The 14,075-nt window shown below is 64.4% G+C and carries 12 protein-coding genes; 3 read left to right on the forward strand and 9 right to left on the reverse strand.

Translation table 11 applies throughout. The features are described 5' to 3' along the window. Window positions 1-210: 210 nt before the first annotated feature. The 4 genes from hflX to trkA form a co-directional block, all read right to left on the reverse strand. Entirely contained in the window at window positions 211-1,497 is a 1,287-nt protein-coding gene (gene hflX, locus DEM26_RS06020) for a GTPase HflX (RefSeq protein ID WP_233243034.1), read from the reverse strand. Window positions 1,498-1,530: 33 nt separating this feature from the next. Beyond that, the gene (hfq, locus tag DEM26_RS06025) at window positions 1,531-1,764 is read right to left on the reverse strand and encodes an RNA chaperone Hfq (protein ID WP_038060695.1); all 234 of its coding nucleotides are present in this window, start codon (window positions 1,762-1,764) and stop codon (window positions 1,531-1,533) included. A gap of 160 nt (window positions 1,765-1,924) precedes the next feature. Further along, window positions 1,925-3,448, reverse strand: a complete 1,524-nt coding sequence (locus tag DEM26_RS06030) for a TrkH family potassium uptake protein (RefSeq protein ID WP_075774829.1) — start codon at window positions 3,446-3,448, stop codon at window positions 1,925-1,927. A 12-nt stretch (window positions 3,449-3,460) separates the two neighbouring features. After that, a complete protein-coding gene (trkA, locus tag DEM26_RS06035; RefSeq protein WP_075774830.1) occupies window positions 3,461-4,837 on the reverse strand; it encodes a Trk system potassium transporter TrkA in 1,377 nt (458 codons plus the stop codon). 438 nt (window positions 4,838-5,275) lie between these two features. Between trkA and DEM26_RS06040 the strand changes: the two genes are divergently transcribed. Further along, the gene (locus DEM26_RS06040; protein ID WP_109171951.1) at window positions 5,276-6,904 is read left to right on the forward strand and encodes a phospholipase C; all 1,629 of its coding nucleotides are present in this window, start codon (window positions 5,276-5,278) and stop codon (window positions 6,902-6,904) included. A 4-nt stretch (window positions 6,905-6,908) separates the two neighbouring features. Beyond that, window positions 6,909-8,288 (forward strand): cytochrome c peroxidase, encoded by a 1,380-nt coding sequence (locus DEM26_RS06045; RefSeq protein WP_109171952.1) that lies wholly within the window; start codon window positions 6,909-6,911, stop codon window positions 8,286-8,288. Window positions 8,289-8,427: 139 nt separating this feature from the next. Here DEM26_RS06045 and DEM26_RS06050 read toward each other — a convergent pair whose 3' ends face one another. The 4 genes from DEM26_RS06050 to DEM26_RS06065 all read right to left on the reverse strand — a co-directional run bounded on the left by DEM26_RS06050 (window position 8,428) and on the right by DEM26_RS06065 (window position 12,811). Continuing rightward, a complete protein-coding gene (locus DEM26_RS06050; protein ID WP_075775109.1) occupies window positions 8,428-9,504 on the reverse strand; it encodes an ABC transporter ATP-binding protein in 1,077 nt (358 codons plus the stop codon). Between the two features lie 11 nt (window positions 9,505-9,515). Further along, window positions 9,516-10,325 carry an ABC transporter permease gene (locus tag DEM26_RS06055; RefSeq protein WP_109171953.1) on the reverse strand — a complete coding sequence of 270 codons (810 nt, stop codon included), beginning with the start codon at window positions 10,323-10,325 and terminating at the stop codon, window positions 9,516-9,518. A 7-nt stretch (window positions 10,326-10,332) separates the two neighbouring features. Next, window positions 10,333-11,229 (reverse strand): ABC transporter permease, encoded by an 897-nt coding sequence (locus tag DEM26_RS06060; protein WP_075774835.1) that lies wholly within the window; start codon window positions 11,227-11,229, stop codon window positions 10,333-10,335. Window positions 11,230-11,392: 163 nt separating this feature from the next. After that, window positions 11,393-12,811, reverse strand: a complete 1,419-nt coding sequence (locus DEM26_RS06065) for an aminotransferase-like domain-containing protein (RefSeq protein WP_088718589.1) — start codon at window positions 12,809-12,811, stop codon at window positions 11,393-11,395. An 87-nt stretch (window positions 12,812-12,898) separates the two neighbouring features. On the opposite strand from DEM26_RS06065, the gene DEM26_RS06070 reads away from it, so the two are divergent. Beyond that, window positions 12,899-13,087: a DUF1127 domain-containing protein gene (locus tag DEM26_RS06070; RefSeq protein ID WP_109171954.1), complete on the forward strand. Its 189-nt coding sequence runs from the start codon at window positions 12,899-12,901 to the stop codon at window positions 13,085-13,087. Window positions 13,088-13,172: 85 nt separating this feature from the next. Here the strand turns inward: DEM26_RS06070 and DEM26_RS06075 are convergent, their stop codons facing one another. Then, window positions 13,173-13,910 (reverse strand): Hint domain-containing protein, encoded by a 738-nt coding sequence (locus tag DEM26_RS06075; protein ID WP_088734400.1) that lies wholly within the window; start codon window positions 13,908-13,910, stop codon window positions 13,173-13,175. Between the last annotated feature and the right edge of the window lie 165 nt (window positions 13,911-14,075).

The following is a 14,075-nucleotide window of genomic DNA, read 5'->3' on the forward strand; positions in this document are numbered from 1 at the left end:
GACTTTTGGGGATGTCTCCCCCATCGGCCCGCCTCCGCCTGTGAAGTGCGCGCGATATAGACCCATCGCGCCGGCTTGGCAACCCCTACCGGTCATGGGCGTCCCCGGGAAAACCAAGGCGCGCGCGCCCGCTTCGGCTTGGTGTAAATATCCCGGGTGAATTCGCGTCAGCGAAGAGGGGCAGCGCCCCTGCCCCGTCTCCGGCCCGGCTTACAGCGCGCGGAACCGGTTGCGCTGACTGCCGGTCCATTCGACCTCGAAGGTCCACCCATCTTCGGTCTGCGTCTCGCCGCGGATCACGTTCTGCTCGTGCAGCCAGGCGCGTTTGCGGCCATCCGCAAAGCCCAGCGTGATCACTTCCTGATAGCGTTCTTCCGAAAGCTTCTCGTCGATCGCCGTCAGAAGCGCGTCGAGACCCTCTCCGGTCAGCGCCGAGATCGCCTGCAGATCGGGCTCGCGTGCCTCCTGTACCAGCAGAGCGCGGCGCGGCTCGGGCGGTACGGCGTCCATCTTGTTCCAGACCTCGATCAGCGGCACTTCCTTGGCGACGCCGAGTGTGGTGAGAATGTCGTTCACATCCTCCGCCTGCTCCTCGGTCTCGGGATGCGAGATGTCGCGGACATGCAGGATCAGATCGGCTTCGAGCACCTCTTCCAGCGTCGCGCGGAAGGCGGCGACAAGCTGCGTCGGCAGGTCCGAGATGAAGCCCACCGTGTCGGACAGGATCACCTTGCGGCCCGTCGGCAGCTCCAGCCCGCGCATCGTCGGGTCGAGCGTGGCGAACAGCATGTCCTTGGCCAGCACTTCGGCCCCGGTCACGCGGTTGAACAGGGTGGATTTCCCCGCGTTGGTATAGCCCACCAGCGCCACGATCGGGAACGGCACCTTGCGGCGCGCGGCGCGGTGCAGCTCGCGGGTCTTCACGACCTTCGCAAGCTGGCGGCGCAGACGCACGATCTGCTCGTCGATGGCGCGGCGGTCGGCCTCGATCTGGGTTTCCCCCGGGCCGCCGACGAAGCCGAGCCCGCCGCGCTGACGCTCGAGGTGGGTCCAGGCGCGCACCAGCCGCGTACGCTGATAGCTCAGCGCGGCCAGCTCCACCTGCAACACACCTTCACGGGTACGCGCACGGTCGGCAAAGATTTCGAGGATCAGTCCGGTCCGGTCGAGGAGCTTCACCCCCCATTCCTTCTCGAGGTTGCGCTGCTGCACCGGGGTCACCGGCCCGTCGATGAAGACGAGGTCGACCTCGTTCTCCTCCAGCCGCGCCTTGATCTCGGCCAGCTTACCCTGGCCGAACAGCTTGCCCGGCTCGGGCTTGCGCAGCTTCACGATCTCTTCGCCCACCACCTGCAGATGCGGCAGGGCGGCGGCGAGCGAAACCGCTTCGGCCAGCGCAAATTCGGGCAAGTGTCGCTGGCCCTCTCGCGACGGAATGTCGGGATGGATCACGTAGGCCCGCGTATCGGGCGTCTCGGTAGAGGTCGTTTCGCTCAAGATATGTATCGCTAAAGCCGCGCGCGGCGCCGCTTAGTCGTCGCCTTCGTAAAGCGAGATAGGTTGTCCCGGCATGATCGTCGAGATCGCGTGCTTGTAAACAAGCTGAGATTGCCCGTCGCGGCGCAGAAGCACACAGAAGTTGTCAAACCAGGTGATGACGCCCTGCAGCTTCACCCCGTTGATCAGGAAGATCGTGACAGGAACCTTTGTCTTGCGCACATGATTGAGAAATGCGTCTTGCAGGTTCTGTTTGTCGCCAGCCATATTATTCTTGCCCTTGTTTTTCGTATCGCGTTTCGCATCGCGCGTGATCGGACGGGCCTGATTTGCCCTTTCTTCAAGTATGCAGCGCATAGCGGGAGATTCCAGCCCAAAAAACAGTTTGTTAGGCCCTGAGCCAGAAATTGCGTATCGAATCCGGGATTCAGGCGCGCCAGAATTCCGGGTTGAACAGGGCGATGATCGCCAATGTCTCGAGCCGGCCAAGCACCATGGCGAAGGCGAAAACGGCCTTGATTGGCTCGCTCAGATGGGCCCAGCTCAGTGGCACATCGGCCGCGATCCCCGCCAGCGGTCCGGTATTCGACAGCGCCGCGATGGTCAGGATCGTCGCGGGCTCGAACGACAGACCGAACAGCGACGCCGCCATCATCACCCCGGCGATGGAAATCGCGAACAGCATGAACACGATCCAGCTGATATAGGCGCCTTCGCGGCGCAGCCGCCTTGCCATCATGCCGCCGCCCGCGATGGAGTTAGGATAGATCAGCTTGTCGAGTTCGCGCTCGCCGTGACGCAGCAGCGCGTAAACCCGCAGCAGGCGCACCCCTCCCGCGGTCGTTGCGACGCCGCCCCCGATGATCGCAAGCCCCGCGAGGATCAGGCCCGGTGTGCCCAGCCCCGACCAGTCGCGCGCGTCGTGCCAGCCGTTCGATTCGAAGCCGGTCGTGGTCAGGAAGGACAGCGAGGTGAACAGCGACCCCCAGATCGAGCGGAAGATCGCACCGAAATCGCCCGGCGTGCGCACTTCCAGCGCCGCGATCCAGTGACGCAGGAACAGGAACAGCGGCACGAGGATCACCAGCCCCGCAGCCAGACGCAGCTCTGGGTCGTCGATCAGCTTCGGCGAGGCGCGCAGCTCGCCGCCCCCCGGCCAGAGCCTGCGCGACAGCGCGGGCAGGAAGAACACGAAGATCACCATCTCGCCCGCCACCCCAGAGCGCGCATTGGCCATCCCGCCCACTGGCGAGATGCCGGAGGTCGAGAGCGTGGACATCGCATGGATCAGCGCCGTCAGCGACCGGTCCCCCGCCATCAGCAGGCAGACCCACAGCAGCACCGTCAGCCCGGTATAGATAGGAGCCAGCGAGACCGCGTAATGGGCGATGCGCTCGGACATCTCCGCGCCACCATCTGCGGCCGGGGCCGCGGCGGCCGGGGCGCCAGAGGGGCCACCAGAGAAGAACACTTCGAAGCCGCCAAGCCGCATCGGCGCCAGCACCGCGATTGCCATCACGAGGATGAAGAAGCCGCCCATCCACGCCACCAGCCCACGCCAAAGATGCACCGAGCCGACCAACCGGTCGGGCTCGTAAAGCGTGCCGCCCGTGGTGGTGAAGGCGGAGACCATCTCCCACCAGCTATTGAAAAACGATGTGTCGCGCACCGCGATATAGAACGGCACTGCCAGCATCACGGGCAGCACGGTGAAAGCGGCCAGCATGATCAGAAGGCTCGCCCGCCCCGCCCGCGCAGGCCGAGGGTTCGACCCGTTGGCCAAGCCGATCAGGGCGGTCGCGAAGAGAAACAGCGTCGCCGAATAGAAGAACGATCGCGCGGTATGGTGATGATGCGTCAGGAGCGCGTGGATCGCCGGCACATACATCGCCAGCGCCGAAACTCCCATCAGGAGTATCGGCAGCGGCAAGGCCTTGATCATGCGTTCCATGCGGACCGGCCCTTAGAAGAAGTCGATGGAGACCTGCAACAGGCGCTCCACTTCGGGCACGTCGGAGGTCAGAGCGAAGAGAACCACGATATCGCCCTCCTCGATCCGGGTATTGCCGGTCGGCTTGACGATCTTGTCGCCCTTGCGGATCGCGCCGATCAGAACCCCTTCGGGGAAATCGACATCGCGCACCGCCTTGCCCGACATCGGCGAGGTTCCCATGACCTGCGCCTCGATCGCCTCGCCCTCGGCATCCCCGATCGAGTAGATCGCGCGCACCCGGCCATGGCGGATATGGCGCAGGATCGACGACACGGTGGTTGCCCGGGGGTTGATATAGGCATCGATATCGAGCGCGCTCAGCAAGGGCGCCAGCGTCGGATCGTTGATCAGGCAGATCGCCATCCGGCAGCCCGCCTGTTTCGCGCGCACCGAAACGAGAATGTTCGTCTTGTCGTCATCCGTGATCGCCAGAACCGCGTCGGCGGTGGCGATATTCGCCTCCTCCAGCAGTTCCGAGCTCATCCCGTCTCCATTGAGCACGATCGTACGGTCCAGCGCGTCGGCGGCCTTCTCGGCCTGCGCGCGCGAGCGCTCGATGATCTTGGCACGCACGCGCTCGGTCCGCGCTTCGAGGGACTTGGCCACGCTGAGACCGACGTTGCCGCCGCCGATGATGACGATGCGTTCCTGCTTCTGCGTGGATTTGCCGAAGATATCGAGCGTGCGGTTCACGTCCTCGACATGGGCGAAGACATAGATCTGGTCGCCCGCGAAAAGCTGATCGCCCGGCTCGGGCGCGAACAGCCGCCCCTCGCGGCGAATGCCCACCACGACAGCGCGCAGCGTCGAGAACAGATCGGTCAGCTGCCGCAGCGGCGTGTCGAGCACAGGGCAATCAGCGTCCAGCTCGATCCCCAGCAACTGCAACTGCTCGTCGAGGAAGCTTTCGGTGTCGAAGGTCGAGGGCGCCGCCAGACGGCGCAGCGCAGCCTCGGCCACCTCGCGCTCGGGCGAGATGATGACGTCGATCGGCAGATGATCGCGGCGGTAGAGATCGGAATATTCCGGCTGCAGATAGCTTTGCGCCCGGATGCGGGCGATCTTGCGCGTGATCCCGAAGACCGACATCGCGACCTGGCAGGTCACCATGTTGACCTCGTCGGAATGGGTTGCGGCGATCATCAGGTCGCAATCGCGCGCCCCGGCCTGCTCGAGAATGTCCGGATGCGAGGCGAAGCCCACCACGCCCTGGACGTCGAGCGTATCGGCCGCGCGCCGCACCAGTTCGGGATTGGAATCCACGACCGTGACATCGTTGCGCTCGCCCGCCAGATGGCGCGCGATCTGCCAACCGACCTGACCCGCACCGCAGATGATGACCTTCATGGCAAATGCCTCCGCGCCTTACTTGGCCCCTATCTAGGCCGCGTTGCCGGGGGTGGTCAAATGGCAAACACGCAAGCCGCATGTCAGCCGCGTAAACCTAAGCCCGTTCCGCTTGCCGAGAATATCCTTGGGGGTGAGGCAGGATAAACGAACTTCAAGCGGACGGACGACCCGCCGCACGCCCCGTAGCGCCAGAGATCGGCCGTGGCGAGCGGAGGCCGGCCCCTGCTCAGCCCCCCTTGCAAAACCTAGCCGGTGCGCTCGCGCCGCGATCACCGGTCGCTCACGCAACATCCCATCCGCGTGTATCCGCGCCGGTCTCACCGAGCGGTGATGGCGCGTGAGCGGAACCGTCACCGAAGTGTCAAATGACGCCCCTAGCCAGAGGCCACGCCCCGTAACGCACGGGAAAGCTGCCATCTCAACGAGGGACTTCACATGATCGACACGCTCCGCCCGACCGGTGCCGTCAGCGCGCTCGCGCTGGCTTGCGCCGCCGCGACCGCCCAGGCTGGCACCGCCGCCGATACCCAGACCGCCACCCCGATCAAGCATCTCGTGGTGATTTTCCAGGAGAACGTCTCCTTCGACCATTATTTCGCGACCTATCCGAAGGCCGCCAACCCCAAGGGCGAGCCGCAATTCACCGCCGCGAAAGACACGCCCAAGGCCAATACGCTCGCAAACGCCGGTCTGCTGAGGAACAACCCCAACAAGAGCAATGCCGTCAATGGCGCGAATGCCGCCGCCCCGTTCCGGCTCGACCGGACGCAGGCCGCGTCCGCCGACCAGAACCACGGCTACACCGCCGAGCAGGCCGCTTTCCACGGCGGCAAGATGGATGCCTTCCCAGCCAATACCGGCAAGGGCACGAAGGGCGGCACGGGCGCATTCGGCACCAAGGGCCAGGTGATGGGCTATTACGACGGCAATACCGTCACCGCACTGTGGAACTACGCGCAGGCGTACGCGATGAACGACAATGCCTTCTCGAGCACCTTCGGCCCCTCGACGCCGGGCGCGATCAACCTCGTCTCGGGCCAGACCAATGGCGCGGTGCTGCCCAAGGGCTACAAGCTCGAAGCCGACGGCACCTATGACAAGGGGCGCGTCGTGCCCGACGGCAATGGCGGCTGGACCATGATCTCGGATCTCGATCCGACCGGCGATGTCTGCTCGAACCCGAAATACCCGACGACGCTTATGGGCGGCAAGAATATCGGCGATCTGCTGAACGCCAAACACGTTACCTGGGGCTGGTTCGAGGGCGGCTTCGACCTGACCGCGGTGAACGGCAACGGCACCACCGGCTGCGACCGCTCGTCGCTCTCGCAGGTGACCGGCGAGACCTCGAAGGACTACATCCCCCACCACGAGCCCTTCCAGTATTACAAATCGACCCGGAACGTCGATCACACCCGTCCCGCCTCGGTCGATGTGATCGGCACGTCGGACGATGGCGGCGCGAACCACCAATATGACAGCAAGGATTTCTACGCGGCCTTGAAGAACGGCAACCTGCCGGCGGTGAGCTTCCTGAAAGCGCCCGCCTATCAGGACGGCCATGCGGGCTATTCCGACCCGCTCGACGGGCAGGAGTTCATCATCAACGCGGTCAACGCGCTGCAGAAATCGAACGACTGGAAGGACACAGCGATCGTCGTGACCTACGACGATTCCGATGGCTGGTATGACCACGCGATGGCAGTGGTGAACGGCTCGAACATCCCGGTCGCGGGCTATGACGTGCTCAATGGCAGCAACTGCGCCAGCGACAAGACGCTGCCCGGGCTCGACGGCAAGCCCGCGCAGGGCCGTTGCGGCTACGGCACCCGCATCCCGATGCTGGTGATCTCGCCCTATGCGAAGAAGAACGCGGTGGATCACACACTGGTCGATCAGTCCTCGGTCACCAAGTTTATCGAGGATAACTGGCTGAACGGTCAGCGCATCGGTCAGGGCTCCTTCGACGCCCAGGCGGGCGAGCTGAACGGCATGTTCGACTTCTCGAAAGCGGCCAATGGCAAGCTGATCCTCGACCCGGCCACCGGCAACCCGAAAGGCTGAGGCGATGAGACTGCCGAACCTGAGATTGATCACTCCCAGAACGATCCGTTCGGCACAGGGGGCCGCGAGCATCACGCTCGCGGCTTTCCTTTCGGCCACCCCCGTCGGGGCCGCGTCCGACGCCGGTTCGAAAACGACCGCACCCGGAGATGCCGATCTGAGCGCCGTGGCCACGATCGGCAAGGCGCTGTTTTCTGACCCCACGCTGTCAGCCAGTGGCCAAATGAGCTGCGCGAGCTGCCACGACCCGGGCAATCACTTCGCGCCCTCCAATGCCCGCCCGGTGCAGCTTGGCGGGGCGTATCTCGACCAGCCGGGACTGCGCGCGGTGCCATCGCTCACATACAAGCGCCAGACGCCACCCTTCACCTTCGGGATGCTCGACCCGACCTCGGAGGCGGGCGAAGCCGCGCCGCAGGCGGTCGCACAGCAAGGGACGGGCGCGAAAGGAGCCGCAGGAGCAAGCGCATCTACGCAGCCCGCGCCGCAAAAAACCGCCGGCACGCCCGCCGCCGCGAGCCCGGTGCCGCGGGGCGGTCTGTTCTGGGACGGGCGCGTGGATACGCTGCAAGAGCAGGCGCTGGCCGTCCTCTTCACTCATTTCGAGATGGCAGAGCCCGACCGCGCAACCCTCGCCGCGACCCTGCGAGCGCGCTATGGCGACCGCTTCGCGCAGCTCTTCGGCGAGGCGGTGCGTGACGACGACAAGATGCTGATCGACGAGGCCGCCTTCGCTCTGTCGCGCTACCAGACCGAGGCGGTGGAATTTCATCCCTATACCAGAAAATACGACGCCTTTCTCGCAGGTGAGGCGCAGCTTTCGCCGGCAGAGGCGCGGGGCCGTGCGCTCTTCGACGATCCGAAGAAGGGCAATTGCGCGGCCTGTCATCTCGACACCCGGTCCGCCGATGGTCGCCCGCCGCAATTCACCGATTACGAATACGAGGCGCTCGGCGTGCCCCGCAACCCGGCGATCCCGGCCAATGCAGATCCGCATTATGTCGATCTCGGTCTGTGCGGCCCGCTGCGCCACGACACGATTTCGACGCAGCCCGGCAATTGCGGGATGTTCAAGACCCCGAGCCTGCGCAACGTCGCGACCCGGCACGTGTTTTTCCACAACGGTGTCTACACCAGCCTGCAACAGGTCCTGCGCTTTTACGCCAAGCGCGACAGCGATCCCCGCGCGATTTACCCCACGCGCAACGGAAAATTGGCGCGGTTCGACGACCTGCCCACTCGCTATCAGGGAAATATCGACCGCACCGATGCGCCTTTCGGACGCAAGCCCGGAGAAGGCGACGCGCTGACCAAGGCCGAGCAAGCAGATATCATCGCCTTTCTCGAGACCCTGACAGATGGCTACGCACCGCCGGAGGAGTGACCAGAGCCACTGGCGAGGCCCCTCTTGCGAGGCCGCTTCCGCCTTTGAGCCATGCTGCACTCCGGCGACAGGGCAGCGCCCCCCTGCCTCTTAAGTTTTGTCGCTATCCGGCGACGGGGTCAGCGCCCCCCTGCCCCGGTCACCGGAACAAAACGAGCGCTCCCGGCGACCATGCGACGCGGGTGCGGGTGCCGACTTCCAGCACGGGGCGGCCGAACACGTTGCGCATCGAGATACGGACCGGTTTTTCGGTGCCGTCGAGGCGCACGTCGTAATAGGTCATGTCGCCGTAATAGACGACCTCGTCGATCGTGCCGGGCGCTTCGCGGTCGGAGGCCTGTTGACCTTCGTAAAGAAGCGTCAAGGTTTCCGGGCGGAAGCCCACCGCGGCGCCATCGCCCGCAGGTGCGATCGAGATCTGGCTCGGCGCGACTTCGAGCCGTCCGAGACCTGCGACCTCTGCGGTGACCGCTTCGCCGGGCCCATCCGTGACCGTCGCGGGCAGGAAATTCATCACCCCGATGAAATCGGCCACGCGACGCGAATTGGGGCGACCATAGAGCACTTCCGGGTCGGCGAGCTGGGCGATCTCGCCCTCGAACATCACCGCGATCCGGTCCGACATGACCAGCGCCTCTTCCTGATCGTGGGTGACCAGAACGAAGGTGATGCCGACCTCGCGCTGCAGCTTGATCAATTCGACCTGCATCTGCTCGCGGATCTTGCGGTCGAGCGCGGAGAGCGGCTCGTCGAGCAGCAAAACCTTAGGCTTGAGGATCAGCGCGCGGGCCAGCGCCACACGCTGCCGTTGCCCGCCCGAGAGCGCATGGGCCGCGCGAGTGCCGTAGCCCTTGAGCCCCACCATCTCGAGCGATTCTTCGACCAGCTTGGCCTTCTCCGATTTCGAGCGCGGATCGCGGCGCAGGCCGAAGCCGACATTCTCGGCCACGCTCAGATGCGGGAAGATCGCGTAGGACTGGAACACCATATTGGTGGGCCGCTTGTTCGGCGGAACGCCCACCATCGTCTTGCCGTCGATCAGCACCGCGCCTTCCGATATCTCCTCGAATCCCGCGATGGTGCGCAGCAGCGTGGTCTTGCCGCAGCCCGAGGGACCGAGCAGCGAGAAGAACTCGCCCGCGCGGATCTCCGCGGTGATGCCGCGCAGCGCGTGATAATCGCCGTAATATTTATGAACGTCCTGAAAGGCGATCATCGGTTTATCGGTCACAGGAAACCTCCGGTATCCTTGGCGCCGGTCCGTTTGACCCCGCGCCGGCGGAAGAATTCGGCCACGCTCAGAAGCAGGATCGAGGCCGCGACGAGGCAGGTGCCAAGCGCCATGATGACCGGGATCGCTGACGGGAAACGCAGCTGGGAAAAGATATAGGTGGGCAGCGTGGGCTGATTGCCCGCGAGGAAGAAGGCCACGATGAACTCGTCGAGCGAGATCGTGAAGGAGATCAGGAAGGCCGAGATGATACCGGGCATAACCAGCGGCAGAACGATCAGGCGGAAGGTCGACATTCGCGTCTCGCCCAGATCGACCGCCGCCTCTTCCAGCGACTGATCCAGCGTCGCGAAGGCCGTCTGCAGCACCGCGATGGCATAGGGCAGCGAAATGATCACATGGCCGAGGATCACCGTCGCGATCGACAGGTTCACCTTCAACACTTCGAGCATCACCAAGAGCAGTGACATCCCCATCAGGATATCGGGCAGCACCATCGGCAGCAGGATCAGCCCCATGATCCCGCCCTTGCCCTTGAAGCGGTAGCGCGTCGAGGCGCGGGCGGCGAAAACCGCGAGGATCGTGGCCCCGGCGGAAGAGGTCAGCGCGATGATCAACGAATTCGACAGCGCATGGCGCAGCGTGTCGTTCTCGGCCATTTTCGCGAACCAGTCGGTCGTGAAGCCTTTCAGCGGAAAGGCGATGATCGTGCCGTCGTTGAAAGCGAACAGCGGCAGCAGGAAGATCGGCGCGTAGAGGAAGATCAGGTAGGCGATCGCGTAAATCTTGAGGGGCGGTATTTTCATGCGCGGCTCACTTTCCGACCTTCAGGAAGCGGCGGTTGAGCCACAGGAAGACCAGCGACAGGGCCGCGACCACGAGCAGCGAACTGACCGCAATGGCCGAGCCCAGCGGGCGATTGTCCAGGGGTAGCATCTGCGCCTGAATGAGGTTCGCGACCATCGGCATCTTGCCGCCTCCGATCAGCTCGGGCGTGACGTAATCGCCGACCGTCGGGATGAACACGATCAGCGTCGCGGCGACGACACCGGGCATCGCCAAGGGCAGCGTCACGCGCAGGAAGGTGCGCCAGCGACTTTCGCCCAGATCCTGCCCCGCCTCCAGCAACGAGCGGTCGATCTTCTCGAGGCTCACGAAAATCGGCAGGATCGCGAAGGGCGCATAGGCATGGGCCAGCGTCAGCGCGATCGCCCCCACCGAATTGAGCATCTGCAGCGGATCGGCGATCAGCCCGTTCGGCCCGATGATCCCGATCCCCTCCAACGCGGAATTGATCACTCCATTATAGCCAAGGATCACCTTCCACAGGAACACGCGGATCAGATACGACGTCCAGAACGGGATGGTGATCAGAAAGATCCAGCGCGCCTTGCGGTTCGGCGCCAGACCGAAGCTCAGATAATAGGCAATCGGGAAGGCCAGCGCGACCGTGACCAGCGTCACCAGCCCCGCCACCAGCAGCGAGCGGACCAGAATCACGCGAAAGATCGGATCGGTCCATGTGGCGATGTAATTCTGTACGGTGAATTCATGCACCACCGTCAGATAGCCATCCTTGAAGAAGGAATAGGCAAGGATCGTGACCAGCGGCGCGGCCAGCAAAAGAACGGCATAGAGGAAGGGGGGCGAAATCAGCGCATAGCCCTGCGCGGACTCGCTGCGCAGCCAGCTCTCCCCTTTACCCGCCATCCATCTCTCCCGATTTGCACCCGTCTCGGGCGTCGTTGGCTGTCACGAAAGCACAAGGGCGCGGGCGTGAAAAGAGGGCAAGCGCCCCTACTCGCGCAAGGGCAAGGCAGATGCCGTAATTTTGTGCAGCGCGCTTCGGCGGCTCGGCGTCAGGCCTCAGCCCTCAGACCGGCAGATCGTCGGGCATCCGCTCCAGCAGCCCCGTCAGCGTGCGCAGCGCGGTACGGAAGCGCTCTTCGGGCACTGAGCCCGCCATCGCGATGCGCACCGCGTTGGGCGCCTGACCGTCCTGCACGACATATTCATCGGCCGAGCGCAGCAGCACGCCTTCCATCTCCGCCATGCGCGCGAAGGTGGAGCCACGCCAGCCCATCGGCAGCTTCAGCCAAAGGAAGCTCAGCCCCGGCAGCCAGTTGAAATCCTGTCCCGCCAGCGATTGCACCGTCATCTGCAACCGCCGACCCATTTCCTCCTGCGCGGCATAGCGAAGACGCATCGCCTCGCCGCTCTCGAAGAGCCGGGCGACCATGTCGGTGATCGGTCGTGCGAGGCCGAAGAAGCTGTGCTGGGCGGCTAGCCGCCCCACTTCGCCCATGCCTTCGGGGGCTGCGACGATGCCGAAGCGCATGCCCGCCGAGATCGTCTTCGACAGAGATGTGATGTGCCAGCTGCGCTCGGGCGCGATCACCCGGAAGCTCGGCAGGCCGGTGACCGGCGCGGTGTAGCAATCGTCCTCGATGATCTGCAGGTCATGGCGGCGCGCGACCTCGACCAGCGCCTCGCGGCGCGCGACATCCATCCGGCCCGCCGTGGGGTTCTGTGCGTCGGGCGTGATACAAACGATCTGGCCGCCATGTTTGCGGCAGGCCGCGTCGAGCGCATCGGGCATCATCCCCTGCTCGTCGATGGCCACGGGATGGACCTCTGCGCGGTTGAGCCGTGCGGCGTGACGGAAGCCGGGATAGGCCAGCTCCTCGATATAAACGCCGGGCCGATCGCCACGCAGGCAGGTCTGCATCACGAGGTTGATCCCGTTCTGCCCGCCATGCGTCAGCACAAGGTCATCCGCGTTCAGGATAGAGGCGAGCGAGCAATCTTTCGGAAACCAGTCGAGAACCGCCTCGCGGCAATAGGCGTCGCGGCGCAGACCGGGATATTGCAGGTAGGTCTTGCCGATCGAGCGCGCAGCTTCCTCCATCGCCCATTGTAAGGCTTTTGTCTGGCCGACATCGGGCAATTGTGGCGATCGAAGGTTGACCAGATCGTCCGGGGTTGCGTCGATCTCCTCCCCGGTATGGCGGTAAAGTGGCTCGCGCGGGCCGAGTCGCTGCGTTTGTGTCGATACAAAGGTGCCGCGTCCCACCTTGGCCTCCAGCAGCCCCTCCTGCGTGGCGATTTGGTAGCCCCGCGCGACCGTGCCGGGGGTCACCCCCAGTGACCACGCCAAGTCCCTGACAGTAGGGAGTTTTGCGCCCGGTTTCAGGTCTCCGCGACGGATCCCTTCGCGCAGCGCGCGCACCAGCGCGAGATATTTCGGTCCGGCGATATGGGCGAGTTGAGGAGACCAGCTTGTATCAGTCACAATATTTCTCTGGTTGCTTATTTTGAGGTATTGTATCCCTCCTATAGCAACAAACGCCACATTGTATCAATACAGAAAGGCATCGCAATGTTTACCCTGTCGCGGACCCGTCCCGTTCCCGCTCGTCATGGCCGTCTGAGCCTGATCGCGCGCGTTGCGCGCGTCCTCGAAGCGCGCCGTTCGCGGATGGCGCTGGAGAAACTCGATGACCATCTGCTCAAAGATATCGGAATCAGCCGGGAGATTGCCCGGCAAGAAGTGCGCCGCTTCCTGTGACGCGAACGATCCGGGCAATTCCCCTGACCGGAATCGTCTATTGGCCGGGCCTCAGTGCCCGGCTCTTTTTTGCGGTTGATGAAAATCACTCGGTGGGGTGCGTCTCGGGCAAGGCGGCCTCGGCGTCGCGCCGGGACAGATCGGGGCGCAGCGCCAGAAGCTCCGCCCGCTGCGCCGCATCGAAGCCCGCCAGCATCGCCAACTCCGGTCGGAAACTCTCGACCCATAGTCCGTCGCAGAGCAACATTTCCGGCGCGTCGAGTAGCAGTTGCAGATAGCGCACGCCGCCCGCCGCCCGCTCAGCCTCGACCCCGTCCAGCCCGACAAGCTCTTGCGCGGAAACGAGATTCCCCCGTAGCGGCGACATCAGACGGTGATTGGGTGATACGCGCATATCCTGCACCGGATGCCCCTCGCCAAGCGCGCCCGCGCGGATACGCACCGGGCACAGCAGAGGATTGAGCGCGAGATCGGCAGCCGTGAACACTCGTGAACCGATCCAGCGCAGCGTCTGAACACCGGACTCGCGCGTCACCAGCCGCGCACCGGGGCGCAAATCGCCCGCAGGAACACCGCCAGCCTCGGTTGCGACCCGCGTCTCGGGCGTCACGCAGGGAATGGCCGCGCGAAACGCAGCGATGGAGCCGGAAAAAACCGTATCTCCGGATGCGTCAAAGCCACTGATATGGCCGTCCGTCTCGTCATGGCTGTCGAATTCCAGGCGCAGCGACTCGGTGCGCGCCATCGCGGTACATCGCAGCCCCTGAGCCGGCGATTGCGCCAAAATCTCCGCGATATCCGTTGCGCGCATGCTCCGCGTCATCCGATCCTCCTGCCTCCCAGCAGTCGAGGCCCCCTTCCATCACACGATAGCGACAAAACCCTGAGGCGAAAACGCGTGATGGCGTCTCTACGTGCGGATTAGCGGAAACGAATTGTTCGAGTTGCGGAAACAACACGGCAGCGCCGCGCCCCGGAAACATCCCGG

It is taken from the genome of Thioclava sp. NG1 (genome assembly GCF_003122275.1).
In the GTDB taxonomy this organism is placed as follows: Bacteria; Pseudomonadota; Alphaproteobacteria; order Rhodobacterales; family Rhodobacteraceae; genus Thioclava; species Thioclava nitratireducens.

What these genes read in the sequence shown, in the direction of transcription:
- DEM26_RS06040 (WP_109171951.1), top strand. Translation starts at nt 5,276, where the DNA reads ATGATCGACACGCTCCGCCCGACCGGTGCCGTCAGCGCGCTCGCGCTG.
- DEM26_RS06060 (WP_075774835.1), bottom strand. Translation starts at nt 11,229, where the DNA reads ATGGCGGGTAAAGGGGAGAGCTGGCTGCGCAGCGAGTCCGCGCAGGGC.
- hfq (WP_038060695.1), bottom strand. Translation starts at nt 1,764, where the DNA reads ATGGCTGGCGACAAACAGAACCTGCAAGACGCATTTCTCAATCATGTG.
- DEM26_RS06070 (WP_109171954.1), top strand. Translation starts at nt 12,899, where the DNA reads ATGTTTACCCTGTCGCGGACCCGTCCCGTTCCCGCTCGTCATGGCCGT.
- trkA (WP_075774830.1), bottom strand. Translation starts at nt 4,837, where the DNA reads ATGAAGGTCATCATCTGCGGTGCGGGTCAGGTCGGTTGGCAGATCGCG.
- DEM26_RS06075 (WP_088734400.1), bottom strand. Translation starts at nt 13,910, where the DNA reads ATGACGCGGAGCATGCGCGCAACGGATATCGCGGAGATTTTGGCGCAA.
- DEM26_RS06045 (WP_109171952.1), top strand. Translation starts at nt 6,909, where the DNA reads ATGAGACTGCCGAACCTGAGATTGATCACTCCCAGAACGATCCGTTCG.
- DEM26_RS06030 (WP_075774829.1), bottom strand. Translation starts at nt 3,448, where the DNA reads ATGGAACGCATGATCAAGGCCTTGCCGCTGCCGATACTCCTGATGGGA.
- DEM26_RS06050 (WP_075775109.1), bottom strand. Translation starts at nt 9,504, where the DNA reads ATGATCGCCTTTCAGGACGTTCATAAATATTACGGCGATTATCACGCG.
- DEM26_RS06055 (WP_109171953.1), bottom strand. Translation starts at nt 10,325, where the DNA reads ATGAAAATACCGCCCCTCAAGATTTACGCGATCGCCTACCTGATCTTC.